Annotated in this window: 24 protein-coding genes; 10 read left to right on the top strand and 14 right to left on the bottom strand. The window is 72.9% G+C overall.

Features of this window, described 5'->3' with window-relative positions; translation table 11 throughout:
* Positions 1-50: 50 nt before the first annotated feature.
* The 3 genes from ACWIYF_RS14280 to ACWIYF_RS14290 are packed head-to-tail and all read right to left on the bottom strand — an operon-like array spanning position 51 to position 3,670.
* Complete coding sequence (locus ACWIYF_RS14280) at positions 51-1,418, bottom strand: bifunctional folylpolyglutamate synthase/dihydrofolate synthase (RefSeq protein WP_448623489.1); 1,368 nt, start codon at positions 1,416-1,418, stop codon at positions 51-53.
* Positions 1,419-1,437: 19 nt separating this feature from the next.
* Positions 1,438-2,286, bottom strand: a complete 849-nt coding sequence (gene purU, locus ACWIYF_RS14285; RefSeq protein WP_448623490.1) for a formyltetrahydrofolate deformylase — start codon at positions 2,284-2,286, stop codon at positions 1,438-1,440.
* A gap of 10 nt (positions 2,287-2,296) precedes the next feature.
* Entirely contained in the window at positions 2,297-3,670 is a 1,374-nt protein-coding gene (locus ACWIYF_RS14290; protein ID WP_448623491.1) for an L-serine ammonia-lyase, read from the bottom strand.
* Between the two features lie 131 nt (positions 3,671-3,801).
* Here ACWIYF_RS14290 and ACWIYF_RS14295 point away from each other — a divergent pair, with 131 nt between their 5' ends.
* Positions 3,802-4,470: a GntR family transcriptional regulator gene (locus ACWIYF_RS14295; protein WP_448623492.1), complete on the top strand. Its 669-nt coding sequence runs from the start codon at positions 3,802-3,804 to the stop codon at positions 4,468-4,470.
* Positions 4,471-4,488: 18 nt separating this feature from the next.
* On the opposite strand, the gene folP is transcribed toward ACWIYF_RS14295, so the two are convergent.
* The 9 genes from folP to glyA form a co-directional block, all read right to left on the bottom strand.
* Complete coding sequence (folP, locus tag ACWIYF_RS14300) at positions 4,489-5,346, bottom strand: dihydropteroate synthase (RefSeq protein WP_448623493.1); 858 nt, start codon at positions 5,344-5,346, stop codon at positions 4,489-4,491.
* Positions 5,347-5,431: 85 nt separating this feature from the next.
* On the bottom strand, positions 5,432-6,271 hold the full coding sequence (locus ACWIYF_RS14305) for a bifunctional 5,10-methylenetetrahydrofolate dehydrogenase/5,10-methenyltetrahydrofolate cyclohydrolase (protein WP_448623494.1): 840 nt from the start codon (positions 6,269-6,271) through the stop codon (positions 5,432-5,434).
* Positions 6,268-6,888 (bottom strand): cyclodeaminase/cyclohydrolase family protein, encoded by a 621-nt coding sequence (locus tag ACWIYF_RS14310; protein ID WP_448623495.1) that lies wholly within the window; start codon positions 6,886-6,888, stop codon positions 6,268-6,270. The genes ACWIYF_RS14305 and ACWIYF_RS14310 overlap by 4 nt, the downstream gene beginning before the upstream one ends.
* A 12-nt stretch (positions 6,889-6,900) precedes the next feature.
* On the bottom strand, positions 6,901-9,369 hold the full coding sequence (locus tag ACWIYF_RS14315; protein WP_448623496.1) for a GcvT family protein: 2,469 nt from the start codon (positions 9,367-9,369) through the stop codon (positions 6,901-6,903).
* A 94-nt stretch (positions 9,370-9,463) separates the two neighbouring features.
* Positions 9,464-10,048 carry a sarcosine oxidase subunit gamma gene (locus ACWIYF_RS14320; protein WP_448623497.1) on the bottom strand — a complete coding sequence of 195 codons (585 nt, stop codon included), beginning with the start codon at positions 10,046-10,048 and terminating at the stop codon, positions 9,464-9,466.
* The gene (locus ACWIYF_RS14325; protein WP_448623498.1) at positions 10,041-12,911 is read right to left on the bottom strand and encodes a 2Fe-2S iron-sulfur cluster-binding protein; all 2,871 of its coding nucleotides are present in this window, start codon (positions 12,909-12,911) and stop codon (positions 10,041-10,043) included. The genes ACWIYF_RS14320 and ACWIYF_RS14325 overlap by 8 nt, the downstream gene beginning before the upstream one ends.
* On the bottom strand, positions 12,908-13,186 hold the full coding sequence (locus ACWIYF_RS14330; RefSeq protein WP_448623499.1) for a sarcosine oxidase subunit delta: 279 nt from the start codon (positions 13,184-13,186) through the stop codon (positions 12,908-12,910). Before ACWIYF_RS14330 ends, ACWIYF_RS14325 begins: the two co-directional genes overlap by 4 nt.
* A 17-nt stretch (positions 13,187-13,203) precedes the next feature.
* The gene (locus ACWIYF_RS14335) at positions 13,204-14,436 is read right to left on the bottom strand and encodes a sarcosine oxidase subunit beta family protein (protein WP_448623500.1); all 1,233 of its coding nucleotides are present in this window, start codon (positions 14,434-14,436) and stop codon (positions 13,204-13,206) included.
* Positions 14,433-15,761: a serine hydroxymethyltransferase gene (gene glyA / locus ACWIYF_RS14340; protein WP_448623501.1), complete on the bottom strand. Its 1,329-nt coding sequence runs from the start codon at positions 15,759-15,761 to the stop codon at positions 14,433-14,435. Before glyA ends, ACWIYF_RS14335 begins: the two co-directional genes overlap by 4 nt.
* Positions 15,762-15,920: 159 nt before the next feature.
* Between glyA and ACWIYF_RS14345 the strand changes: the two genes are divergently transcribed.
* From ACWIYF_RS14345 to ACWIYF_RS14360, 4 genes are read left to right on the top strand one after another with little or no spacing between them, the layout of a single operon-like run.
* Positions 15,921-17,012: an S-(hydroxymethyl)mycothiol dehydrogenase gene (locus ACWIYF_RS14345; protein ID WP_448623502.1), complete on the top strand. Its 1,092-nt coding sequence runs from the start codon at positions 15,921-15,923 to the stop codon at positions 17,010-17,012.
* On the top strand, positions 17,009-17,614 hold the full coding sequence (locus ACWIYF_RS14350) for an MBL fold metallo-hydrolase (protein WP_448623503.1): 606 nt from the start codon (positions 17,009-17,011) through the stop codon (positions 17,612-17,614). The genes ACWIYF_RS14345 and ACWIYF_RS14350 overlap by 4 nt, the downstream gene beginning before the upstream one ends.
* A complete protein-coding gene (locus tag ACWIYF_RS14355) occupies positions 17,604-18,506 on the top strand; it encodes a methylenetetrahydrofolate reductase (protein WP_448623504.1) in 903 nt (300 codons plus the stop codon). The genes ACWIYF_RS14350 and ACWIYF_RS14355 overlap by 11 nt, the downstream gene beginning before the upstream one ends.
* Before the next feature lie 4 nt (positions 18,507-18,510).
* The gene (locus tag ACWIYF_RS14360) at positions 18,511-19,401 is read left to right on the top strand and encodes an MBL fold metallo-hydrolase (protein WP_448623505.1); all 891 of its coding nucleotides are present in this window, start codon (positions 18,511-18,513) and stop codon (positions 19,399-19,401) included.
* Between the two features lie 55 nt (positions 19,402-19,456).
* Here the strand turns inward: ACWIYF_RS14360 and ACWIYF_RS14365 are convergent, their stop codons facing one another.
* Positions 19,457-20,578, bottom strand: a complete 1,122-nt coding sequence (locus tag ACWIYF_RS14365) for an aromatic ring-hydroxylating oxygenase subunit alpha (protein WP_448623506.1) — start codon at positions 20,576-20,578, stop codon at positions 19,457-19,459.
* A gap of 153 nt (positions 20,579-20,731) precedes the next feature.
* Positions 20,732-21,523 carry an IclR family transcriptional regulator gene (locus ACWIYF_RS14370; protein WP_448623507.1) on the bottom strand — a complete coding sequence of 264 codons (792 nt, stop codon included), beginning with the start codon at positions 21,521-21,523 and terminating at the stop codon, positions 20,732-20,734.
* 134 nt (positions 21,524-21,657) lie between these two features.
* Between ACWIYF_RS14370 and ACWIYF_RS14375 the strand changes: the two genes are divergently transcribed.
* The 5 genes from ACWIYF_RS14375 (at position 21,658) to ACWIYF_RS14395 (ending at position 24,102) form a co-directional block, all read left to right on the top strand.
* Positions 21,658-21,978 carry a bifunctional 3-phenylpropionate/cinnamic acid dioxygenase ferredoxin subunit gene (locus ACWIYF_RS14375; protein WP_448623508.1) on the top strand — a complete coding sequence of 107 codons (321 nt, stop codon included), beginning with the start codon at positions 21,658-21,660 and terminating at the stop codon, positions 21,976-21,978.
* On the top strand, positions 21,975-23,147 hold the full coding sequence (locus tag ACWIYF_RS14380) for an NAD(P)/FAD-dependent oxidoreductase (RefSeq protein WP_448623509.1): 1,173 nt from the start codon (positions 21,975-21,977) through the stop codon (positions 23,145-23,147). The genes ACWIYF_RS14375 and ACWIYF_RS14380 overlap by 4 nt, the downstream gene beginning before the upstream one ends.
* 230 nt (positions 23,148-23,377) lie before the next feature.
* Entirely contained in the window at positions 23,378-23,512 is a 135-nt protein-coding gene (locus ACWIYF_RS14385) for a hypothetical protein (protein WP_448623510.1), read from the top strand.
* A 108-nt stretch (positions 23,513-23,620) separates the two neighbouring features.
* Positions 23,621-23,962, top strand: coding sequence for a hypothetical protein (locus ACWIYF_RS14390; RefSeq protein ID WP_448623511.1), 342 nt, complete (start codon positions 23,621-23,623; stop codon positions 23,960-23,962).
* A complete protein-coding gene (locus ACWIYF_RS14395; protein WP_448623512.1) occupies positions 23,959-24,102 on the top strand; it encodes a hypothetical protein in 144 nt (47 codons plus the stop codon). The genes ACWIYF_RS14390 and ACWIYF_RS14395 overlap by 4 nt, the downstream gene beginning before the upstream one ends.
* The last annotated feature ends 81 nt before the right edge of the window (positions 24,103-24,183 follow it).

Here is a 24,183-nt window from a genome sequence, read left to right on the forward strand (position 1 = left end):
GGGACACCGCACGGCCGTTCCGGTGCGGAGGTCGTCGAAGCGGGCCCAGGTCACTGCGGCGCCGTGGCCGCGTGGACGGCGGCGAGCAGGTGGAACGAGCCGCTCACGACCACCGGCGCCGCGTCGTCCGCCTCCTCCACCGCACGGGTCACCGCGATCGCCGGGTTCCGCTCCACCACCGTCCGGATCCCCCGGTCCGCCGCCGCGGCGGTGATCAGCTCGGCCGGGACGGACGCGCCGGCGGCGTGGTCGCCGGCGGCGGCGTGGAATTCGGTCGCGACGACCACGGAGGCCGCCGGCGCGACGACCTGCAGGGCGCCGGCCAGGTCCTTGTCCTGCTTGAACGCGAGCACCCAGGGGAACCGGGCGCCGGGATGGACGTCGTGCAGGGTCGCCACCAGCGCCGCCAACTTCATGGGATTGTGCGCTCCGTCGAGGACCACGGGCCGCCCGGCGATCAGCCGGTGTTCGAACCGACCGGGCAGCGTGGCGCTGCGCAACCCCCGCCGGACGGCGGCCCCGTCGAGGACCCACCCGTCCCGCGCGGCGATCGCCTCCACGGCACACAGCGCGAGACGGGCATTGCCTGCTTGGTGCCGCCCGGTGAGCCCCAGGGGCAGGGGCGGCCGACCCGGGAGGCGCAGTTCGGTGCCCCCGGGCCCCGTACGGGCCCGCACAGAGGAAGCCGGGAAATCCACCCACCTGAGGGCGCAGCGTCGGCGGGCCGCCGTCGCGCGCAGTACGCCGCGCACCTCGGCGCTCCGTGGCCGAGCCGCGACGGCACGACCGCCGACGGGCAGGATGCCGGCCTTCTGCGCCGCGATCGCGCCGACCGTGGCCCCGAGGATCTCCTGGTGGTCCAGGCCGATCGGGGTGATCACCGCGAGCTTGTCCGCCCGGGAGATCGTGTTGGTGGAGTCGAGCAGTCCCCCGAGCCCCGTCTCGACGACCCCGTAGTCGACCCGGTCGGCGAACAGGCTGAACGCGATCGCGTTGGTGACCTCGAAGAACGACGGCCGGCCGTGCCCCGCGCGCTCCACTGCCTCGACCGCCGGCCGGATGCGGGCCAACGCGGCGTCGACGAGCTCGGCCGGAGCCGGCCCGCCGTCCACCCGGAACCGCTCGAGGAGGGAGTAGACGTGCGGGGACAGATGAGCGCCGACCCGGAACCCGTGCGCCCGCAGCAGGCTCGCCGCGAACGTGCTGACCGACCCCTTCCCTGCGGTGCCCGCCACGTGCACGGCACGGAAGCGGTCCTGCGGATCCCCCAACGCGTCGAAGAGGGCTCGAGCGCGCACGAGCCCCACGCCTGCCGGACCCCGCTGCGGCCCGAGCTCCTCGTACAGGTACCGGTGGACGCGGTCGAGCGCGGCCGGGGACAGGGGTGTCCTCAGCAGCGTCGCCGTCCCGGTCGACATCAGGCCTCCAGCGGCGGGTTCAGCGGAAGACGACCGTGCTGTGGCCGTTGAGCAGCACCCGCCGCTCGCTGTGCCAGCGCACGGCCCGGGACAGCGCGAGCGCCTCGGCGTCCTGGCCGACGGTGGCCAGCGCACGGGGATCGAAGGTGTGGTCGATGCGGATGACCTCCTGCTCGATGATCGGGCCCTCGTCCAGGTCGGGCGTCACGTAGTGAGCGGTGGCGCCGACCAGCTTCACGCCGCGGTCGAAGGCCTGGTGGTAGGGCTTGGCGCCCTTGAACCCCGGCAGGAAGGAGTGGTGGATGTTGATCGCCCGGCCGTGCAGCGCGGCGCAGGCCTCGTCGGAGAGCACCTGCATGTAGCGGGCCAGGACGACGAGATCCGCCCGGTGCTCGTCGGCCAGCTCGAGCAGCCGCTGCTCCGCCTCACGCTTGGTCGCCGGCGTCACGGGCACGTGGAAGAACGGCAGACCGGCGGCCTCCGCCATCGGGCGCAGGTCCTCGTGGTTGGAGACCACCGCGACGAGCTCGGCCCCGAGGCTCCCGGCGCGCCAGCGGAAGATCAGGTCGTTGAGGCAGTGCCCCAGCTTGGACACCATGACCAGCACCCGCTGCGGCTGGCCGCCGGTGACCTGGTAGCTCATGCCGAACTCGTCGGCCACCGGCCCGAACGCCGCCGAGAGGTGGTCGGCATCGGTGTCCTCGGCGGAGACGAACGCGGTCCGGAGGAAGAGCCGGCCGCGGAGGGCGTCGTCGAACTGCTGGTGCTCGACGATGTCGCAGCCGTGCTCGAACAGGAACGAGCTGACCGCGTGCACGATGCCCGGACGCTCCTGGCAGCTCAGCGTGAGGGTGTACGGGTGGGTCACGGGTGCCTCCTCAGCACTCGACGATGTTGAGCGCCAGCCCGCCACGGGCGGTCTCCTTGTACTTGTCCTTCATGTCCGCACCGGTCTCGCGCATGGTCTTGATCGCCTTGTCCAGCGGGACGTGGTGCCGGCCGTCGCCGCGGACGGCCATGCGCGCCGCGGTGATGGCCTTGACCGAGCCGACGGCGTTGCGCTCGATGCACGGGATCTGCACCAGCCCCCCGACCGGGTCGCAGGTGAGGCCGAGGTTGTGCTCGATGCCGATCTCGGCGGCATTCTCGACCTGCTCCGGCGTCCCCCCGAGAACCTCGGCGAGGCCGGCGGCGGCCATGGAGCAGGCCGAGCCGACCTCCCCCTGGCAGCCGACCTCCGCGCCGGAGATGGAGGCGTTCTCCTTGAACAGCAGCCCGATCGCCGCGGCGGTGAGCAGGAAGCGCACCACGCCGTCCTCGGAGCAGGACTCGACGAAGTCGCGGTAGTAGTGCAGGACGGCGGGCACGATGCCGGCGGCGCCGTTGGTCGGCGCGGTGACCACCCGCCCGCCGGCCGCGTTCTCCTCGTTGACCGCGAGGGCGTACAGGGTGACCCACTCCATCGCGCGCAGCGGGTCGGTGTCGTCCCGGTGCTCCTCCAGCTGGGCGCGCAGCGCGGCCGCGCGCCGGCGGACCTTGAGCCCGCCGGGCAGGACGCCGGTGGTCCGGGTGCCGCGCTCGACGCACTCCTGCATCACCGACCAGATGTGCAGCAGCCCGGCGCGCACCTCCGTCTCGCTGCGCCAGGCGAGCTCGTTGGCCAGCATCACGTCGCTGATCCGCAGGCCCGTCTCCCGCGTCCGCGCCAGCAGCTCCTCGCCGGTGCGGAACGGGTACCGGACAGGAGTCGGGTCCTCGACGATGGCCGGGTTGCCGGCGTCGTCCTGGTCGAGGACGAACCCGCCGCCCACCGAGTAGTACTCGCGGCGGCTGACCTCGTCGCCGTCCGCGTCCAGCGCCCGGAAGAGCATGCCGTTGCTGTGGAACTCCAGCCGCTTGCGCCGGTGCAGGACGACGTCGTCGTCCACGGAGAACGAGATGACGTGCTCGCCCGCCAGCCGGAGCTTGCCTTCGGTGCGGACGGCGTCGACGCGTGGCTCGGCCGCGACCGGGTCGACGAGGTCGGGCTGCTCGCCCTCGAGGCCGAGGACGACGGCCTTGACGCTGCCGTGCCCGTGCCCGGTCGCACCCAGCGACCCGAAGAGCTCGCACCGCACCCCGGCGACGCGCCCCACCAGGCCCTCGTCCCGCAGTCGGGATGCGAAGGTGCAGGCCGCGCGCATCGGACCGACGGTGTGCGAGCTGGACGGCCCGATCCCCACCTTGAACAAGTCGAACGCGCTGATGGTCATGCCTGGCCTCTCACCGGTCCGCGATCCGCACCGACGCAGGTACACTACTGATATACTAGTTTCGAAGGAAGAGTATGTCTTTGCTTCCAAGGGGGCAAGCCTTGTTGGCCGTCAGCACCTACGATGCGAGCGTGACCGCCGTCCCCCTGGATCTGGACTCCTCCGCCACCACATCCCTGGCAGACAAGGCCTACGTGGCGATCAGGGACCGGCTGATCATGCTCGTCATCCGGCCGGGCGATCCGATCGATGACGATGCACTGGCCGCAGACCTCGGCGTGGGCCGGACCCCGGTCCGCGAGGCGCTGAAGCGGCTCGAGGGCGACCGGCTCGTCGTGTCCTATCCGCGGCGAGGAACCTTCGCGACCGGGATGGACATCTCCGATCTGGCGCACATCTCCGAGATCCGCGCGCAGCTCGAGCCGCTGGCTGCCCGGCGCGCCGCCGAGCGAGCCATCCGCATGGCGCCCGGCGAGCTCGAGGAGCTGGCCGACCGGATCGAGCAGCTCGACGTCGCCCGGGTCGATCCGGGCGAGCTGATGCGGTGGGACCTGGCAGTGCACCGGGCCATCTACCGGGCGGCCGGCAATCCGCACCTCGAGGACGTCCTGATCCGCTACGACAACCTGGCGACCCGGATCTTCTGCCTGTTCCTCGACCGGCTGCCCACGGTGGACGAGCACGTCGGGGAGCACGTGGAGCTGCTCCGGGCGATCGCCGCCGGCGACGCCGACCGGGCCGACGACCTCGCCCGTGAGCACGTCCTGGGCTTCGAGAAGGCCATCCGTGCCGTGATCTGAAGCGATGCCGGGCCGAGGTCACGAGCGATCGACGGCGTCCAGAATCGCCAGCGCGTCCCGGGTGGCCGCGACATCGTGCACCCGCAGCAGGGCGGCCCCGCGCTGGGCGGCGATGAGGGCGGCCGCCAGGGACCCGGGCAGCCGGTCCGCCACCGCCCGTCCGGTGAGCTCCCCGAGCACGGACTTGCGGGACAGCCCGACCATGATCGGAACCCCCAGGCTGCGCAGCCGGCCGAGGGAGGCGAGCAGCGCGACGTTGTGCGCCAGCGTCTTGCCGAAGCCGAACCCCGGGTCCACCACCACGTGCTCGGGCCGGACACCGGCGTCGAGGCAGGCACGTTTCCGCTCGGCGAGGAAGCCGCGCACCTCGGCGACCACGTCGGAGTAGCGGGGATCCCGCTGCATGGTCTCCGGTGAGTGCTGCATGTGCATGAGGCACACCGGCACGCCGAGCTCCGCGGCGGCCTCCAGGGCGCCCGGCGTCCGCAGCGCACGGACGTCGTTGATCATGCTCGCGCCGGCGGCCACGGCCGCGCGCATGACCTCGGGCCGGGAGCTGTCCACGGACAGCGGCACCCCGACCTCCCGGACCAGCGCGTCGACCACCGGGACGACGCGGGCCAGCTCCTCGTCGACGGTCGGCGGGCGGGAGCCGGGACGGGTGGACTCCCCGCCGATGTCGATGAAATCACTCCCCTCGGCCGCCAGGCGGCGGCCGTGCTCGACCGCCCGGTCGAGGCTGTCGAAGCGCCCTCCGTCGGAGAACGAGTCGGGGGTGACGTTGAGGATCCCGCAGAGCAGCGGCCGGCCCTCGCCGAGCAGCCGGCCGAGCGGGTGCGGCGCGGTGCCGGTGTCCGCAAGCGCCAGGCCGGTCATGACGTGCTCCGATCTCGGGCGGTGGTGGGGTCGGCGGGCGGGGCGGTAGGGGCAGGACCGCCCCGCCCGGACGGACGGGCCGGGGCTAGGAACGCGCCGCCCGGATCGTGTGCTGCAGGAGGAGCGCGGTGGTGACCGGGCCGACCCCGCCGGGCACCGGGGTCAGCCCGGCGACCCGACCGCGGACCGAGGCGGCGTCGACGTCCCCGACCAGTCCGCCGTCGGGCGTCGGATTGGTCCCGACGTCGATCACGATCGCGTCCTCGGCGACGTGCTCGCCCGTGACGAGGTGCGGTCGGCCCACGGCCGCGACCAGCACGTCCGCCGCGCGGGTGACCGCGGCCAGGTCCTTGGTGTGGCTGTGGCAGACGGTCACGGTGGCATTCCGCTGCAGCAACAGATGGGCGGCAGGCTTGCCGACGACGGTGGAGCGTCCGACCACGACGGCGTGCGCGCCGGAGAGCGGGATCCCGTGGTGGTCGAGGAGGGCCACCACGGCCTCCGCCGTGGCGGGAGCGAAGGCGGACAGGCCTGCGGCGAGCCGGCCCAGGCTGAGCGGATTGGCGCCGTCGACGTCCTTGGCGGGGTCGATCGCCGCGGCGAGGTCCTCGACCACGGCGTCGGCCGGCAGCGGGGTCTGCAGGATGATGCCGTGCACCGCGGGATCCGCGCTGAGCGCGGCCAGCTCGGCCCGGATGCGCTCCGGCGTCGCCGTCTCCCCGAGGTCGACGACCGAGCAGGCGATGCCGGTCCTCTCCGCGGCGCGGGCGATGGAGCGGACGTACCAGGCGCTGGACTCGTCCGCGGTGGCGACGACCACGGCCAGCCGGGGCGGCGTGCCTGCGGCGGTCAGCTCCGCGGCCGCGGCAGCGGCCTCGGCGCGGATGCCGGCGGCCAGCTCGGCCCCGCTGAGGTCGGCCGTCATCGGACCAGCCCATCCCGGACGGCGGCGGTGACCTTCTCCGCGCGCAGGACGAGGTCGTCGACGCCGTCGGTCACCGCCGCGAGCTCTCCCCAGGTCGCCGGATCCTTGATGCCGCCGAGGTTGATCTCCACGTTGACCCGGGCGGTCGTGGCCGCGGCCCGGGCCGCCTCGGCGGCAGCCGCGACGTCGCTGACCACGTTGCGGTTGCCGATCGGCAGGAGCCGCTCGGCCAGCTCCAGGACCTTCTCGGCGACGGCGATGACGATCGCCGGGACCTGCGCCGCGGTCACCAGCGCCTGCGCGATGGCCGCGGACCGGGCCGCGGCCTCCTCGGGGGTTGCCTTCGGCAGGCCGTACGCCGTCGTCACGGCGGTGAAGGCTGCGGCGTCGTCCTCGGCCAGGCCGATGGCGTTCTCCCGCAGCCGGTCCGCGGTCGCCGTGATGGTGGCGATCTCCTCGGCGTGCTCGGCGAACTTCGCCGAGTCGCTGTAGCGGGCGACCATCGCCACGAGGGCGGCGGCCTGGGCGGCGTGCAGCGCGGCGGTGGCTCCCCCTCCGGGGGCGGGCACCCTGGCGGCGAGCCGCGCCAGGAAGGTCTCGATGGTGTCGGTGCGCACGGGCGTCCTCTCCTATCCGCGGATGCGGGTCATCTCCGGGTCGACGAGCGGCTCGGCCGCGACGGTCGCCCGGATGCGGTTGCCGAAGTACTGGATCTCGACGGCCGTGCCGACGGCCAGGGAGGCCGGGAGCCAGGCGTAGGCGATGGGGCGGCCGACGGTGTGGCCGAAGGCCGCGCTGGTCACGTAACCGGCCGGGCGGCCGTCGACGAAGACCGGCTCGTGGCCGAGGACGACGCTGCGGCCGTCGTCGACGGTCAGGCAGGTCAGCCGGCGGCCCACCGTGTCGTTCCCGATCCCGGCGAGGGCCTGCCGCCCGACGAAGTCGTCCTTCTTCTGCGTGCGGACGGCGAACCCGAGGCCGGCCTCGTAGGGGTTGTGCTCGGTGGTCATGTCGTGGCCCCAGGCTCGGTAGCCCTTCTCCAGCCGGAGGCTGTTGAAGGCCGCCCGGCCGGCGGCGATCACGCCGAGGTCCTGACCGGCGCGCCACAGCACGTCCCACAGCCGCTGGCCGTGGTCGGCGCTGGTGTAGATCTCCCAGCCGAGCTCGCCGACGTAGGACAGCCGCATCGCCGTCACCGGCACTCCCCCGATCCGGGCACGCTTGGCGCGGAAGTACTTCAGCCCCTCGTTGGAGAAGTCGTCCGAGCTGAGCCGCTGGACCAGGTCGCGGGCCTTCGGGCCCCACAGGCCGATGCAGCATGTGCCCCCGGTGATGTCGCGGATCTGCACGCTGCCGTCGTCCGGCGCCTGGCGCTGGAGGTAGTCCTGGTCCAGCGGACCGTTGGCGCCGACCTGGAACAGCTGCTCGCCCAGCCGGGCGACGGTGAGGTCGCTGCGGATGCCGCCTGCGTCGTCGAGGGCGAGCGTGTAGGTCACGGAGCCGACCGACTTGTCCATCTCGCCGGTCGTCAGCCGCTGCAGGAGGCCGAGGGCGCCGGGGCCGCTGATCTCGAGCCGCTTGAGCGGCGTCATGTCGTACATCGCCACGGCGGTGCGGGTCTTCCACGCCTCGGCCGCCGCGATGGGGGACCAGAACTTCCCCGCCCACGCGTCTCGCTCCGGCGGCACCCATTCGGCCGGCAGCTCGCTCACCAGGTCCGCGTTGGCCTCGTACCAGTGCGGCCGCTCCCAGCCGGCGGCCTCGAGAAAGACCGCGCCGAGCTCCTGCTGCCGGGCGTGGAAGGGGCTGACCCGCAGGTCGCGCGGGGACCGCCGCGGCTCCAGCGGGTGGATCACGTCGTAGATCTCGACGAAGTTCTGCTGCGAGGTCTCGCTGACGTACTCCGGCGCCAGCTGGAACTCCTCGAAGCGGTGCACGTCGCAGCCGTGCAGGTCGACCTCCGAGCGGCCGTCGACGAGCAGCTGCGCCACGGCACGGGCGACACCCGCGGAGTGGGTGACCCAGACGGCCTCGGCGATCCAGAAGCCCCGGACGTCCGCGGACTCCCCGACCAGCGGGCCGCCGTCCGGGGTGAAGGAGAAGACGCCGTTGAAGCCGGAGTCGATCTTCGACGAGCGCAGCGAGGGCAGCAGCAGCTGGCTCTGCTCCCACACCGGGGCGAAGTCCTCGTCGGTGAAGGGCAGCATCGAGGGCATGGCCGACTCGCCGACGCCGTCGCCCTGGGGCAGCTCGCGCAGGTCCACCGGCATCGGCCGGTGGGCGTAGGAGCCGATGCCGAGGCGGTCGACGCGCTCCCGGTAGTAGAGGTCCTGGTCCTGGTGGCGCAGGATCGGCAGGCTCGCCTCGCTGAGCTCGCTGTTGCGGCCGACCAGATCGGGCACCTGCCCGGTCCAGACGAACTGGTGGGCCAGCGGCAGCAGCGGCACGTCCATCCCCGCCATGGCGCCGAGCTCCACCCCCCAGAAGCCCGCGCAGGACACCACGATGTCGGCGGGGAGGACGCCGTCCGGGGTCCGGACGCCGGTCACCCGGCCGCCGGTCTGTTCGATGCCGGTCACGCGGGTCGAGCCCTGGAAGCGGGCGCCCCGCGCCTCGGCCCGGCGGGCCAGCGCGACGACCGCCCGGGACGCCTTGGCCAGGCCGTCGGTGGGGATGTGCAGGCCGCCGAGGATGCGGTCGGGGTCGACCAGCGGGTGCAGCCGCACGCACTCGTCCACGTCGACCACCTGCGCCTCGACGCCCCAGGAGGTGGCCCAGCCCTGCTTGCGGTGCAGGTCGGCGAGCCGCTCGGGCGTGGTGGCCACCTCGAGGCCGCCGACCTGGTTGAAGGTCCAGGCGCCGTCGACGTCGATGCCCTTGAGCTTCTCGACGGTGTAGGTGGCGAACGCCGTCATCGTCCTGGACGCGTTGGTCTGGAAGACCAGCCCGGGCGCGTGCGAGGTGGACCCACCCGTGAGCGGAAGGGGGCCCTGGTCGACCACGATGACGCGGTCCCAGCCGCGGAGGGTCAGCTCGTCGGCCAGGTTGGCCCCGACGATCCCCGCTCCGATGATGACCACTCGAGGGGTGGTGGACATTGCTTTCGCTCCTGACGTGCCGGTGGGTCTGGGTCGGCCCCTCTGCAGGGTCCCGCCGCGAGCCTGCGAGGGGCGGGGGGCAGAGGGTCCTTCATCAGCTGTCGTGGGTGGGGGTGAACTCGAGCGCGGCGTCGAGCAGCCAGTCGGCGAGGTAGCCGGCGAACGACGACCGGACGAGGACGATGTAGTCGTCGCCGGTGTCGGAGAGGGCCAGCAGCACGACGCCGGCCTGGCCGAGCGCCGTCTGCGCGCTGCTGCCCCGGCCGAAGACCCGCGGGTGCAGGTCGATCGAGCAGCCCTTGGCCAGGACGTCGCGCACGCGGGCCCCGGTCAGCCGCAGGCCGATCCGCTGGGCAGAGACGTCCGCCGCGGACCCGCCGAGCGGCAGGACGGCGGTACGGACCCGTGTCTCCAGGTCCTCCGGCACCTCCGTCGTGCTGCTCAGCAGCCACTCGTCGGGGCCGAGCCAGACGGCTCGTCCGGTGCCGGCCGGTGCCCAGGTGTTGGGCGCCATCGGCAGCTCGACGCCCAGCGCCGCCGACGCCTCGGCGCCGACCGCGCGGAGCCGGACGTCGACCATCGCGACGAACGGCTCGACGGCGACGCCGACGGTCCCGGGCAGGCTCTCGAAGGCGGCGCTCCAAGCCTCGAGCGGGTGGGTGCGCAGCAGCTCAGCCATCGCGGCGGGCTCCTTCGGGATCGACCAGCACCGAGCCGGTGACCTCGACCGGGACGAGGGTGCCGTTGACGGGGACGTGGACGGTGTCGCCGATGCGCTCGCGCCCGCCCTTGACCAGCGCGAGGGCGAAGGGGCGGGCCAGCTCGGCGCTGCGGTAGCTGGAGGTGACGTGGCCGAGCATCGGCACCGGCGGGGGCGGCAGCTGACCGTCGGGGAGGAACTCGACGATCTGTGAGCCCTCCGGCAGCACGGTCTGCCGGTCCACCGGCAGCAGCCCGACCAGCTGCTTGCGCAGCGGGTCCTGGTTGGCCACGCGGGCGAAGGAGCGCTTGCCGATGAAGTCGGGCTTCTTCTTCGAGACCGCCCACCCCATGCCGAGGTCCTGCGGCGTGACGGTGCCGTCGGTGTCCTGCCCGATGATCGGGTAACCCTTCTCGGCCCGGAGGACGTGCATCGTCTCGGTGCCGTACGGCGTGATGCCGTACGGGCGGCCGGCCTCGAGCAGCCGTTGCCAGACCGCGACCGCGTACCAGGGGTTCACGTAGACCTCGAAGGCGAGCTCGCCGGAGAAGCTGATCCGGGCCAGGCGGACCGGCACCCCGTCGAGCGTGGTGTCCCGCCAGGTCATGAACGGGAACGCCTCGTTGGTGACGTCGACGTCGGGGAAGACGGCGCCGACGACGTCGCGGGAGCGGGGACCGACGACCGGGAAGGTGACCCACTGCTCGGTGACCGAGGTGCAGTGGACCCGCAGGTCCGGCCACTCGGTCTGGACCCACTCCTCCATCCAGTCGAGGATCTTGGCCGCCCCGCCGGTGGTGGTGAGGACGAGGAAGCGGTCCTCGGCCAGGCGCAGGACGGTGCCGTCGTCGATGACCATGCCGTCGACGCCGCACATGACGCCGTAGCGCACCGAGCCGACCTTCAGGCTGCTGATCAGGTTCGTGTAGAGGCGGTCGAGGAGCACGGCGGCGTCCGGCCCCTGCACGTCGATCTTGCCGAGGGTGGAGCCGTCGAGGATGCCGACGCCGGTGCGGGCGGCGGCGCACTCGCGCAGGACGGCGGCCTCCATGTCCTCGCCGGGCCGCGGGTAGTAGCGCGGCCGCTTCCACTGACCGACGTCCTCGAAGACCGCTCCGGCCGACACGTGCCACTCGTGCAGGGTGGTGACCCGCTCGGGGTCGAAGAGCCGGCCGCGGTCGCGGCCGGCCAGCGCGGCGAAGGCCACCGGGGTGTAAGGCGGCCGGAACGTCGTCGTCCCGGTGTCCTGCACCGGGATCCCGAGCAGCTCGGCGGTGATCCCGGAGGTCAGGACGCCGGAGGTCTTGCCCTGGTCGTGCGCGGTCCCGATGGTCGTGTAGCGCTTGATGTGCTCGATGGAGCGCAGGCCGGCGCCGACCGCGCGGGCGATGTCGGCGACCGTCGCGTCGCGCTGCAGGTCGACGAAGGAGGTGCTCCCCTCCGCGCCGGAGGTGTCCGGCACCCGCCACAGCACGAGCGGCGCGGTCGGGACGACGGGCTCCGGGGCGGTGGGCAGCCGGTCATCCCCCGCCGGCGGGATCGCCAGCGCCGACAGCGCCGCACCGGCGGCACGTCGTCCGTCGGCCAGGCATCCGGCCAGGTCGAACACGCCGGCGGCCGAGCCGGTGACGGTCAGACCGTCGAGCTCCTCCCCCGGGAGGAACGCGCCCAGGTCCGCGTCGTAGCGGAGCCGGCCACGGGCCTGGCTGAACAGGTGCACCGCGGGGTTCCAGCCGCCGCTGACCAGGAGCAGGTCGCAGGCGATCGCGCTGCCGGCGCCGACCTCGCCGCCCGCGAACGGGGCGACGAGCGCGTGGGTGATCCGCTCCCCGCCCTGCGTGCCGGTCACGACGGCACCGGGGAGCACCCGGATCCCGGCGCGCTCGCACTCCGCGCGTCGGCCCGGCGAGCCCTCGGGCCGGGCGTCGACCACCGCCTGCACCCGCACACCGGCGCGGTGCAGGTCGAGGGCGGCGTCGTAGGCGCTGTCGTTCGTGGTGAACACGACGGCCTCGCGGCCCGGCAGCACGCCGTAGCGGTGCAGGAACGTCCGGGCGGCGCCGGCGAGCATGATCCCCGGGCGGTCGTTGTCGCTGAACACGACCGGCCGCTCGTGGGCCCCGGTCGCCACGACGATCGAACGGGCCCGGAAGCGCCACACCCGCTGGCGCGAGAGGTGCTTGGGCGCGGCCGTCCCGAGGTGGTCGGTGCGCCGCTCGAGGGCCAGGACGAAGCCGTCGTCGTAGCTGCCGAAGGCGGTGGTGCGCTGCAGGTGCAGGACGTCCGGGAAGCCGGCCAGCTCGGCGACCGCCGCGGCGACCCAGGCCGGCGCCGGGGCGTCGTCGAGCCGGTCGGTGCCCGACAGCAGCGAGCCGCCGGCCTCGGACTGCTCGTCGACGAGCGCGACCCGAGCTCCGGCCCGCGCGGCGGTGAGCGCGGCGGCCAGCCCCGCCGGACCGGCGCCCACGACCAGCACGTCGACGTGGTGGTGGACGGCGTCGTAGCGGGCGGAGTCGGGGACCTCGGCGAGGCGGCCCTGCCCCGGCAGGCCGTGGGCGACCAGCCCGTCGTGGATCTCGACGGTGGTGGCCAGCAGCATCGGCTCGGGGAAGGGCTCCTCGACCTGCACCAGGCCGCCCGGGTCCTCAGCCCAGGCCGCGGCGATGCCGCGTGGCCGGCCGAGCTTGATGCTCGTGGCGACCTGGTGCCGGCCGGAGGCGAGCAGCGCCGAGGCGAGCGTGTCGCCGGGGTGACCGGTGTAGGTCTGCCCGTCGAACGTGAACTCGACCGTGGTGGCCCGGTCGATGCGGCCGCCCTCGGCGGTGCGGAAGGAGTTCGTCATCGGGTCACCGGCTTCGGGTCATCGAGGCGGTAGACGCGCTCGAAGCGGTAGGTGGTGGTGTCGCGGACGGCGTTGAACCAGCGGCGGCAGCCGGTGCTGTGGTTCCAGCGCTCGGCGAAGCGGCCCTTGGTGTTGTCCCGGAAGAAGACGTAGTGCGCCCACTCCTCGTCGGAGAGCTCGCCGGGGTTGTCCGGGTACGGCACGTGAGCCTGCCCGCCGTAGTGGAACTCGACCTCCTCGCGGGGGCCGCACCACGGGCATTCGATGAGTTGCATCGCAAGGACTCCCTGGGTCAGTGGGCCACGGCGGCGGCGCCGTGCTCGTCGACGAGCGCCCCGGTGACGAAGCGGTCCAGGCTGAACGGCGCCACGTAGGGATGGGGCACGTCGTGCGCGATGGTGTGCGCCAGCGCCCAGCCGATGCCGGGCGTGGCCTTGAACCCGCCGGTCCCCCAGCCGCAGTTGAGGTAGACGTTGTCGTACGGGGTTCGACCGACGATCGGCGAGGCATCCGGGCTGACGTCGACGATGCCGCCCCACGTGCGCAGCAGGTGCGCCCGCGCGAACACCGGGAACAGCTCGACGGCGGCGGCCATCTGTCGCTCGATGATGTGGAACGCGCCGCGCTGCCCGTAGCCGTTGTAGGAGTCGACGCCGGCGCCCATGACCAGCTCGCCCTTGTGCGCCTGGGAGACGTACACGTGCACGGCGTTGGACATGACCACCGTGGGGTGCACCGGCTCGAGCAGCTCGGAGACCAGGGCCTGCAGCGGGTGGCTCTGCACCGGCACGCGGATGTCGAGCATGTCGGTGAGCACCGAGGTGTGGCCGGCCGCGCAGAGGGCGACCTTCCCGGCGGCGATGGTGCCGCGGGTGGTCCGCACCCCGGTGACCCGGTTGCCCTCGGTGGTGAACCCCGTGACCTCGCAGTCCTGGATGAGGTCGATGCCGGCCTCGTCGGCCCGGCGGGCGAAGCCCCAGGCCACGTAGTCATGCTTGGCGATGCCGGCGCGCGGCTGGTACGTCGCCCCGAGCACCGGGTAGCGGATGTCGGCCGACGTGTTGACGACCGGGCAGATCTTGCGGACCTCGTCGGGCTCCACCCACTCCGCGTCGATGCCGTTGAGCTTGTTGGCCTCGACCCGGCGCACGCTGTCCCGGACGTCCTGCAAGGTGTGCGCGAGGTTCAGCACACCGCGCTGGCTGAACAGGATCGGGTAGCCGAGGTCCTCCTCGAGCCCCTCCCACAGCTTCAGTGCGTGCTCGTAGATGGCCGAGCTCTCGTCCCACAGGTAGTTGGACCGGATGATCGTGGTGTTGCGCGCCATGTTGCCGCCGGCCAGCCAGCCCTTCTCGAGGACGGCGACGTTCGTGATGCCGTGGTTCTTGGCGAGGTAGTGCGCGGTCGCCAGACCGTGCCCTCCACCGCCGACGATCACCACGTCGTAGGAACGCTTCGGCTCCGGGTCGCGCCAGAGGAAGTCCGGGTGCTCCGGCAGATCCGCGCCGGGGGTGCGGGGGCTCATCGGGCGACCTCCGTCAGCTCGGGGTAGAGGGGGTGGCGGTCGGCCAGCCGAGTGACCCGCGTGCGGAGCCCGGCCAGCTGCTCCCCGCCCGCAGACGGCCGCAGCGCGGCCGCGATCACGTCGGAGACCTCGGCGAAGTCGTCGAGGTCGAAGCCGCGCGCCGCCAGGGCGGGGGTGCCGATGCGGACGCCGGAGCTGACCATCGGCGGGCGGGGGTCGAAGGGCACCGCGTTGCGGTTGACCGTGATGCCGATCGTGTGCAGCCGGTCCTCGGCCTGCCGGCCGTCGAGCTCCGACGCGCGCAGGTCCACCAGGACGAGGTGGACGTCGGTGCCGCCGCTGACCACGTCGATGCCGGCCTCGCGGGAGTCGGCCGCGAGCAGCCGCTCGGCCAGCAGCCGGGCGCCGGCGAGGGTGCGCTCCTGGCGCTCCCGGAAGGCCGGCTCGCCGGCGAGCTTGAAGGCAACGGCCTTGGCGGCGATCACGTGCTCGAGCGGGCCGCCCTGCTGGCCGGGGAAGACCGAGGAGTTGAACTTCTTGGCCAGGTCGCCGGTGGCGAGGATGACGCCGCCGCGCGGGCCACCGAGGGTCTTGTGGGTGGTCGAGGTGACCACGTGCGCGTGCGGGACGGGCGACGGGTGCAGACCCGCGGCCACCAGGCCGGCGAAGTGCGCCATGTCCACCATCAGGTAGGCCCCGACCTCGTCGGCGATCCGCCGGAACTCGGCGAAGTCCAGGTGCCTGGGGTAGGCCGACCAGCCCGCGACGATGAGCTTGGGCCGCCGCTCCTGGGCAAGCCGCTCGACCTCGGCCATGTCCACGAGGTGGTCCTCGGCCCGCACGTGGTAGGCCGCGACGTCGTAGAGCTTGCCGGAGAAGTTCAGCTTCATCCCGTGAGTCAGGTGGCCGCCGTGCGCCAGGTCCAGTCCCAGGATCGTGTCGCCGGGCTGCAGGAGAGCGGCCATCGCAGCGGCGTTGGCCTGGGCGCCCGAGTGCGGCTGCACGTTGGCGTACTCGGCGCCGAAGAGCGCCTTCAGCCGGTCGATGGCGAGCTGCTCGACCACGTCGACGTGCTCGCAGCCGCCGTAGTACCGCCGGCCCGGGTAGCCCTCGGCGTATTTGTTCGTGAGCACCGACCCCTGGGCCTGCATCACCGCCACCGGCGCGAAGTTCTCGCTGGCGATCATCTCCAGCGTCGTCTGCTGCCGGGTCAGCTCGGCGGAGATCGCCGCGAAGACCTCGGGGTCGGTGTCGGCCAGCGGCCGGTCGAGCACCTGGTCCGGAGCGGTCGAGGCCGGCAGGGCTTCTTCGATCTGGACGACCACGCCGGAATCCCTTCGGTCATGAAATAAAGCAGAAGACTGGTATATCAGTCGTCCAACACCGTAGGGTGACCGGCGGGCAGGGTCAAGGGGTGCCGGAGAAAGGACCCCGGTTCCCGTGCCGCACACCTTCCGCACATCCCCGAGAGGAGATCCGCCGCCATGGCTCACGAGGTGAAGGGCGTCGTCGCCCGCAGCAAGGGTGCCCCGGTCAGCGTCGAGACGATCGTGGTGCCCGACCCCGGCCCGGGCGAGGCGGTCGTCGACGTGCAGGCCTGCGGGGTCTGCGCCACCGACCTGCACTACCGCGAGGGCAACATCAACGACGAGTTCCCGTTCCTGCTGGGCCACGAGGCGGCGGGCGTCGTCTCGCAGGTCGGCGAGGGCGTCACCGACGTCGCCGTCGGGGACTACGTGATCCTCAACTGGCGCGCGGTGTGCGGGCAGTGCCGGGCCTGCCGCAAGGGCGATCTGCAGTACTGCTTCGACACCCACAACGCCGCGCAGAAGATGACCCTGCTCGACGGCACGGAGCTCTCCCCCGCACTGGGCATCGGCGCGTTCGTCGAGAAGACGCTGGTGCACTCCGGGCAGTGCACCAAGGTCGACCCGGCCGCGCCGGCCACCGCCGCGGGCCTGCTCGGCTGCGGCGTGATGGCCGGCGCCGGTGCGGCGATGAACACCGGCGCGGTCAAGCGCGGGGAGAGCGTGGCGGTCTTCGGCTGCGGCGGCGTCGGGGACGCGGCGATCGCCGGGGCGAAGCTGGCCGGGGCCAGCACGATCATCGCCGTCGACCTCGACGATCGGAAGCTCGAGTGGGCGAGGAAGTTCGGCGCCACGCACACGGTGAACTCGAGGGAGGCCGACGCGGTGGAGGCGGTCAAGCGCTTCACCGGTGGGTTCGGCGTCGACGTCGCGATCGACGCGGTCGGCCACCCCAAGGTCTTCGAGCAGGCCTTCTACGCCCGCGACCTGGCCGGCCGGGTCGTCATGGTCGGCGTGCCGACGCCGGACGCGACGATCGAGCTGCCCGCGATCGAGATCTTCGGCCGCGGCGGCGCGATCAAGTCCTCCTGGTACGGCGACTGCCTGCCCTCCCGCGACTTCCCGATGCTGATCGACCTGTACCTGCAGGGCCGCTTCCCGCTCGACGAGTTCGTCACGGAGGCCATCGGCCTGGACGACGTCGAGGAGGCCTTCGACAACCTGCGCCAGGGCGAGGTGCTCCGCTCCGTCGTGGTGCTGGACAAGTGACGCGCATCGAGAAGGCGGTGGTCTCCGGGGTGTTCAGCCTCGACGGGCAGGACTTCGACGTCGACAACAACGTCTGGCTCGTCGGGGACGACGAGGAGGTGCTGGTGATCGACGCCCCGCACGACGCCGCCCCGATCGTCGAGGCGATCGGCGGGCGGCGGGTGACCGCGATCGTGCTCACCCACGGGCACAACGACCACATCACCGCGGCCCCGGCGCTGCGCGAGGCCACCGGCGCGCCGATCTGGTTCCACCCCGCCGACCGGATGCTCTGGGAGATGACCCACGTCCAGGCCCAGCCCGACGAGACCCTCGACGAGGGGACGACGTTCGACGTCGCCGGCACGACGCTGACCGCGCTGCACACCCCCGGTCACTCGCCGGGCAGCACCTGCCTGCACGCCCCGGACCTGGCCGCCGTCTTCACCGGGGACACCCTGTTCCACGGCGGGCCCGGGGCGACCGGGCGCAGCTTCAGCGACAAGCCGACGATCCTGAACTCCATCAGGTCGACGCTGCTCACGCTGCCCGGCGACACCGTCGTCCACACCGGGCACGGCGACGACACGACGATCGCCGCGGAGGGCGGCCATGTCGGGTGAGAGCCCGGCTGTGGCCCTGGGACCGCCGGCGGTCGACGGCCCGCCGTCGCGGAGCACCGTGGAGGCGGCGTTGCGCGGGGCGAGCTACGAGGTCTTGCCGCTGCGCAACGCCGAGGAGTCGGTCGTCGAGCACGTCCCCCGGACCGTGCCGCTGAGCATCACGGTGACCGAGGCCAAGGGTCTGACGCCGACCATCGAGCTGGCCGAGCGGTTGTCCGGTCGCGGGTTCGCCGCCACGCCGCACCTGGCCGCACGGCTGGTCCGCGACAAGGCGCACCTGGCCGACCTCGTGGCTCGCCTGCGAGCGGCCGCCGTGGACGGCGTGTTCGTCGTCGCGGGCGACGCCGCCGAGCCGGCGGGGCCGTTCCCCGACGCGCTGTCGCTGCTCGAAGGACTGGCGGCCGGCGGCCACCACTTCCGGCACGTGGGGATCGGCGGCTATCCCGAAGGGCACGGGCACATCAGCGCCGAGCTGATCGAACGCGCCCTCGAGCGCAAGGCCCCGCACGCCACCCACGTCATCACCCAGCTGTGCTTCCACCCCTCGACGACGAGGGCCTGGGCCCGGCAGGTTCGGCAGCGGGGCGTCGACCTGCCGATCCGGGATGGGCTCCCCGGCGCGGTGACGCGCCAGAAGCTGGTGCGCATCTCGGCCGGTCTCGGGCTCGGCCCCTCGGCCCGATTCCTGGCGAAGCAGCACAGCATGTTCTGGCGGTTCTTCCTGCCCCACGGATACCGACCGGACAAGCTCATCGCACGCCTCGCGCCGGCGCTCGGGCACCCGCTGGCCGATCTCCAGGGCATCCACCTGTTCACCTTCAACGAGGTGGCGCGGACGGAGGCCTGGCGGCAGGAGTGGCTGGCCCGGCTGGCCGACCCCGTGACGAGGTAGCGGGGTGCACGGGCTCGACGCGGGGTACGGAGGGGTCACGCTGCTCACCTCGCCGGACGGCGGCCGCTACCCGTGCGGCAATTCCCTGCTGATCAGCGGGACGGAGAGCGCCGTCCTGGTCGACCCCTCCCTCGAGGTCCACCGACGGGGCGGCCTGGGCGCGGAGATCGAGCTCGTCGCCGTCACCCACGCGCACGAGGACCACGTCGCGGGCCTTCACCTGTTCCCGGACGTGCCGGTCGTCGTCCATCCCGCGGAGGCCGCCGCGGTCCGGGATCCCGAGGCACTCCTCGCCGGGTTCGGCATGGCGGATGCCGAGGCTGACCTGTTCCGGCACCAGCTCCGCGAGACCTTCCACGTGAGCGGCCACGAGCGGGTGGAGACCGTGGACGACGGCGCGGCGCTCGACCTCGGGCGGCGTTCCGTGACGGTCGTCCACCTGCCCGGCCACACCGCCGGTCACTGCGGCCTGCTCGTCGAGCCGGACGGATTTCTCTTCCTCGGGGACGTCGACCTCACGTCGTTCGGCCCCTACTACGGCGACCTCTCCAGCAGCCTGGACGACTTCGTCGGCTCGATCGAACGCCTCCGCGACATCGACGCGCGCTGGTACGGGACGTCCCACCAGGTCGGCGTGCTCGACGATCGGCAGGCGCTCCTCGCTGCCCTGGCCCGCTTCGCCGCGGTCATCGATCGCCGGGACGAGACGCTGCTGCAGCTGCTGCGGCGGCCACGCACGCTGGCGGACATCGTCGCCCACCGCCTGGTGTACCGGCCGCACGTCCGGCTGCCCTTCGTCGACGCGGTCGAGCGCCGGACCGCGCTCCTGCACCTGGAGCGGCTCGGTCGCCAGGGCCTCGTCGTCCGCACCGACGACGGCTACCTCGCCGTGTGACGCGCACGGGCCGGGAGGACGTCGTCCTCCCGGCTCCGCGCGACGCGACTCGGGGTCAGTGCGACAGGCGCTGGGTCAGCCACTCGTGGAACTCGCCGATGTGGTGCTCCGAGGGCACGAGCACACCGCCGTTGGCGTAGGCGCGCGAGGACATCGCCGGCTGGGTCCGCTCGCAGGCGGCGAAGTCCTGCTCGTTGACCCGGTGGAACAGCTCCACCGACCGGGACACGTCCCTGCCCGACTCCACCACCTCGCGGGAGTAGAGCCAGTCGCACTCCACGATCGTCCGGTCCTCTGCGACGGGGAACATGCGGTGGAAGATCACGTGGTCGGGGACCAGGTTGACGAAAACAGTCGGCCTGACCGTGATGGCGTAGTAGCGGCGGTCCTGGTCCTCAGCGACGCCGGGAAGCTTGCCGAAGCCCTCGCTGCCGTCGACGGTGAAGCCCTGGACCTCCTCGCCGAACTCCGCGCCGTGCCCGACGAAGAACTGCGCGGCGTAGCCGTCGGCGAACTCCGGGAGCACCTCGGTGAGCTCCGGGTGGATGGTCGCGCAGTGGTAGCACTCCATGAAGTTCTCGATGATGAGCTTCCAGTTCGCCTTCACGTCGTAGGTGATGCGACGGCCCACCGTGAGCGAGTCCAACTCGTAGCGCTCGATGGACTCGAGGTTGCCCAGCCGCTCGGTGATGGCGCCCATGACGTCGTCCTCGAAGGACGGGGGTTCCTTCGCCAGGCAGACCCACGCGTAACCCAGCCATTCGCGCAACGCCACCGGCACCAGGCCGTACTGGACCCGGTCGATGTCGGGCATCTTCGTCAGGTTGGGGGCCGCGACGAGCTTGCCCGAGAGGTCATAGGTCCAGGCGTGGTAAGGACACTGGAAGGCCCGCTTGACCTCTCCCGACTCCTCCGTGCAGATCTGCGCGCCGCGGTGCCGGCAGATGTTGAGGAACGCGCGCAGCTGCCCGTCCCGGCCACGGACCACGAGCACGCTCTCCCGGCCCACCTGGACCTTCTTGAAGGAGCCGGGCGTCAGCAGGTCACTCGAGCGCACGACGCAGAACCACATGTTCTCGAAGACGTGGGACTGCTCCAACGCGAAGATCGCCGGGTCGGTGTAGTACTGGCCCGGCAGCGTGGAGATGAGGCTCGCGGGCAGGTCGGTGGTGGTCATACGGCACCTCGGGGTTCCGTCGGGCGATATGAGGGACACGCCGGAAGTCGGCAACGCGGGATGACGACCGCTGTGTTGCAAATTACACACCAGGATGCGCTATGCGCAACAGTCGTTTCACCACCGGCGCCGCTCCCCACGCCCGGTAGCGGACTAGCCGAAGAAGCCCAGCCTCCTGCTCAGCTCGTCAGCGGCTGACACCACGCGCGTGGCGAGCCTGGGGAAGTCCTCCGAGCCCATGCGGAAGGACGGACCGGAGACGCTGAGGGCCGCAACCACGTCTCCGTGCGCGTCGCGCACGGGCGCCGCGACGGCGTTCAGCCCGACCTCGTACTCCTCGACCGTCGAACCCCAGCCCCGCTCGACGACCCGGTCGAGGTGGTCGCGCAGCTGCTCGGGATCGGTGATGGTGGCGGCGGTGTAGCGCGGCAGCTCCCGGGACAGCACGTCCTTGCGAACGGAGTCAGCTGCGTGCGCCAGGAGCACCTTGCCGCTCGAGGTGGCGTGCAACGGCGTGCCCTGCCCCACCCAGTTGTGCGTGCTGAGCGCCGCCGGCCCGCGGACCTGGCTGACGTTCACCGCGCGGTCGCTGTCGAGGATGGCGATGTTCACGGTCTCCTCGAGGTCCGCGGCCAGCGCCTCGCAGATCCGCCGTCCCTGCTGGGCGATGTCCAGCTGCGCGGCGGCGGCGCCGGCCAGGCGCACGACGCCGAAGCCGAGCCGGTACTTGCCCCGATCGGCCAGCTGCTCGACGAAGCCCCTGCTCTCGAGCACCGCGACCAGCCGGAAGGCCGTGGACTTGTGAACGCCGAGCTCGGCGGCCACCTCGGTGACACCGGCCTCCCCGTGCGCCGCGAGGATCTCGAGGACGCTCAGGGCCCGGTCCACGGACTGGACCGCGGCGACCGAGTTCCGCTCTCCGTTCCCATCCTGCGGCCCACTCATGGCCTCAGCGTAGGTGGCGGACGCCGCGGGCCGGTCGTCCCTCTTGACGGCACGGTGCGGGTTCGCCATGCTGTTGCGCTATCGGCGACGAGTTGTGATACACGCAACACCGCACTCACGAGCCTGGAGCGCCCATGATCCCGGTCTGCCCCACGACCGACCTGCCGCCCGGCGAGGCGACCCGAGTCGAGGCCGACGAGCCCATCGCGGTCTTCAACGTCGACGGCGACTTCTACGCGATCGACGACACCTGCACCCACCAGGACGCCTCGCTGGCCGACGGCTGGCTGGACGGCTGCGCCGTGGAGTGCCCCCTGCACGCCTCCTGCTTCGACCTGCGCACCGGAAAGGTCTCCGGCCCGCCGGCCAAGACGCCGGTCCGCACGCACCGGGTCGTCGTGCAGGACGGCATGATCTACGTGCAGGCGACGACCGCCGCGGAGGGTGCCGCGTGAGCCCCACGGTCGCCGTCGTCGGGGCCTCCCTCGCCGGCCTCTCCGCGGCACGGGCGCTGCGGGAGCAGTCCTTCGAGGGCCGCATCGTGGTCATCGGCGACGAGGTGCACGCCCCCTACGACCGGCCGCCCCTGTCCAAGGACTTCCTGGCGGGTACGGCCACGCTGGACGACATCGCCCTGGGCATGGACGACGACGAGGGGCTCGGGCTCGAGTGGCGGCTGGGGACCACGGCGGTCGGCCTGGATCACGTCACCCGCTCGGTGTTGCTGCGCGACGGCGGCGAGATCCGGGCCGATGGCGTCGTCCTGGCCACGGGCGCCCGCGCGCGACGCTTGCCGGGCAGCGAGGGCCTCGACGGCGTGCACGTGCTGCGCTCCCTGGACGACGCGATCTCCCTCCGGGAGGACCTGGCCGCCGCCGAACGCCTCGTCGTGATCGGGGCCGGCTTCATCGGGGCGGAAGTCGCCTCCACGGCGCGCAAGCTCGGGCTCGAGGTCACCGTCGTCGAGACCCAGCCCGTCCCGCTCGCCGGCCCGCTGGGCGCCGAGATGGGCGGGGTCTGCGCCGGGCTGCACGCCGACCACGGCACCCGGCTGCTGACCGGCACCGGGGTCGCCGGCCTGGTGGGCACCGGCCGGGTCGAGGCCGTGGAGCTGACCGACGGCACGCGGCTCCCCGCCGACGTGGTGGTCGTCGGGATCGGCGCCGCACCGAACGTCGAGTGGCTGGCCGGTTCCGGCGTGGCCCTCGGCAACGGCGTCCTCACCGACGAGCGCGGCGCCACCAACGTCCCCGGCGTGGTCGCCGTCGGCGACTGCGCCGCGACGTGGTCGCGCTCCGCGGAGCGGCACGTCCGCATCGAGCACTGGACCAACGCTTTGGAGCAGCCGGCCACCGTGGTTGCCACCCTGCTGGGTGCCGGGGCGCCGGCGCCGGCGCCGGTCCCCTACTTCTGGTCCGACCAGTACGGCGCCCGCATCCAGTTCGCGGGCTCGCGCCGCGAGGGCGACGTCGCGCGGGTCGTGGAGGGCAGCTGTGCGGACCGGAGTTTCCTGGTCGTCTACGAGCGGGACGGCGACCCCGTGGCGGTGCTCGGGATGAACCAGCCCCGCCTGTTCACCCGCTGGCGCCGGCAGCTGCGCGCCGCCGTGCCGGCGTCGTCCTGACCCGCCGAGCCGGTCCCTTCGTCATCCCCGGTCCCGACCGGTGTGGGTGTCGCCCGGCGTGCGCCGTGCGTACTGCTCGCCCACGTTGCACGAACGCGTCGAGGTTCGGAGGCGAGCCACACCGGGATGGGCGGGGCGTCCCGGACCAGCCGGTAGGCGACGCCGGGCCGGGGGTGCTGGGCAGGGGTGGCCTCCGCCGAGCTGCCCAGCGCCTCCCCGCGGCGATGACCGTGAGCCAGTCCTCGATCCCGTGGACCGCCCGGATGGCGGCGGGCGCCGCCGGCGGTGACCACAGCTCCTCGCTCGTGGTGCCGGTCGACGGCGACGGTGCGGCCAGCGGGTCGTCGACGGCCACGGCGGCGTAGCGGCGTTCGACGCCGAGCAGCGCGGTCCGCAGCCGCGCGTCGTCCACCGGACGGGCGGGACACCGACGCCTGCGACGTGCCCGCAGCTGGCGCACCTCCGGATCCCAGGTGGCCAGTGACGGGGGAACCGGCGGCGGGCGGAGAGCGCCGCTGCTGCGCGGCGCCGGAGCGGTGCTCGGCAGCGCGCTGAGCAACCATGTGGGAGCCGCCCTCGGAGCACACGCATTCGCGTCGCTCGGTCTGCCGGGGCTGCAGGCCCCCGCGGTGCCGACGGCCCTCTGCGTGCTCGCCTACCTGCCGGTGCTCGTGCTGCTCGCCGCCTCCGGGCGGCTCGGCGGGGCGCCGCTGGGCTACGCCGTCACGGCTGAGGTGCTCGCGTCGGTGGTCCCGTACGCAGTCGACCTGATGGCCCTGCGGGTGGTCCCCAGCGGCTGTTCGGGGTCTTCATGAGCGTCCACCCGGTGATGGCCGCGCTCGCCGGCATGGTCATGCTCGGTCAGCTGCTGGCCGGGCACGAATGGTTCGGCATCGGGGTGGTCGTGGTGACCAACGCCGCGGCCAGCGCGGCCCGGGTTGCGGCGAGCGCCTGAGCGACGCGCCGACGGGCGTGCACAGCGCAGCCTCCCGGCACCGGAGCCGACTCTCGGCCGCTCCGGTACCGGGAGGCCCGT

This window comes from Geodermatophilus sp. URMC 64 (assembly GCF_053502555.1).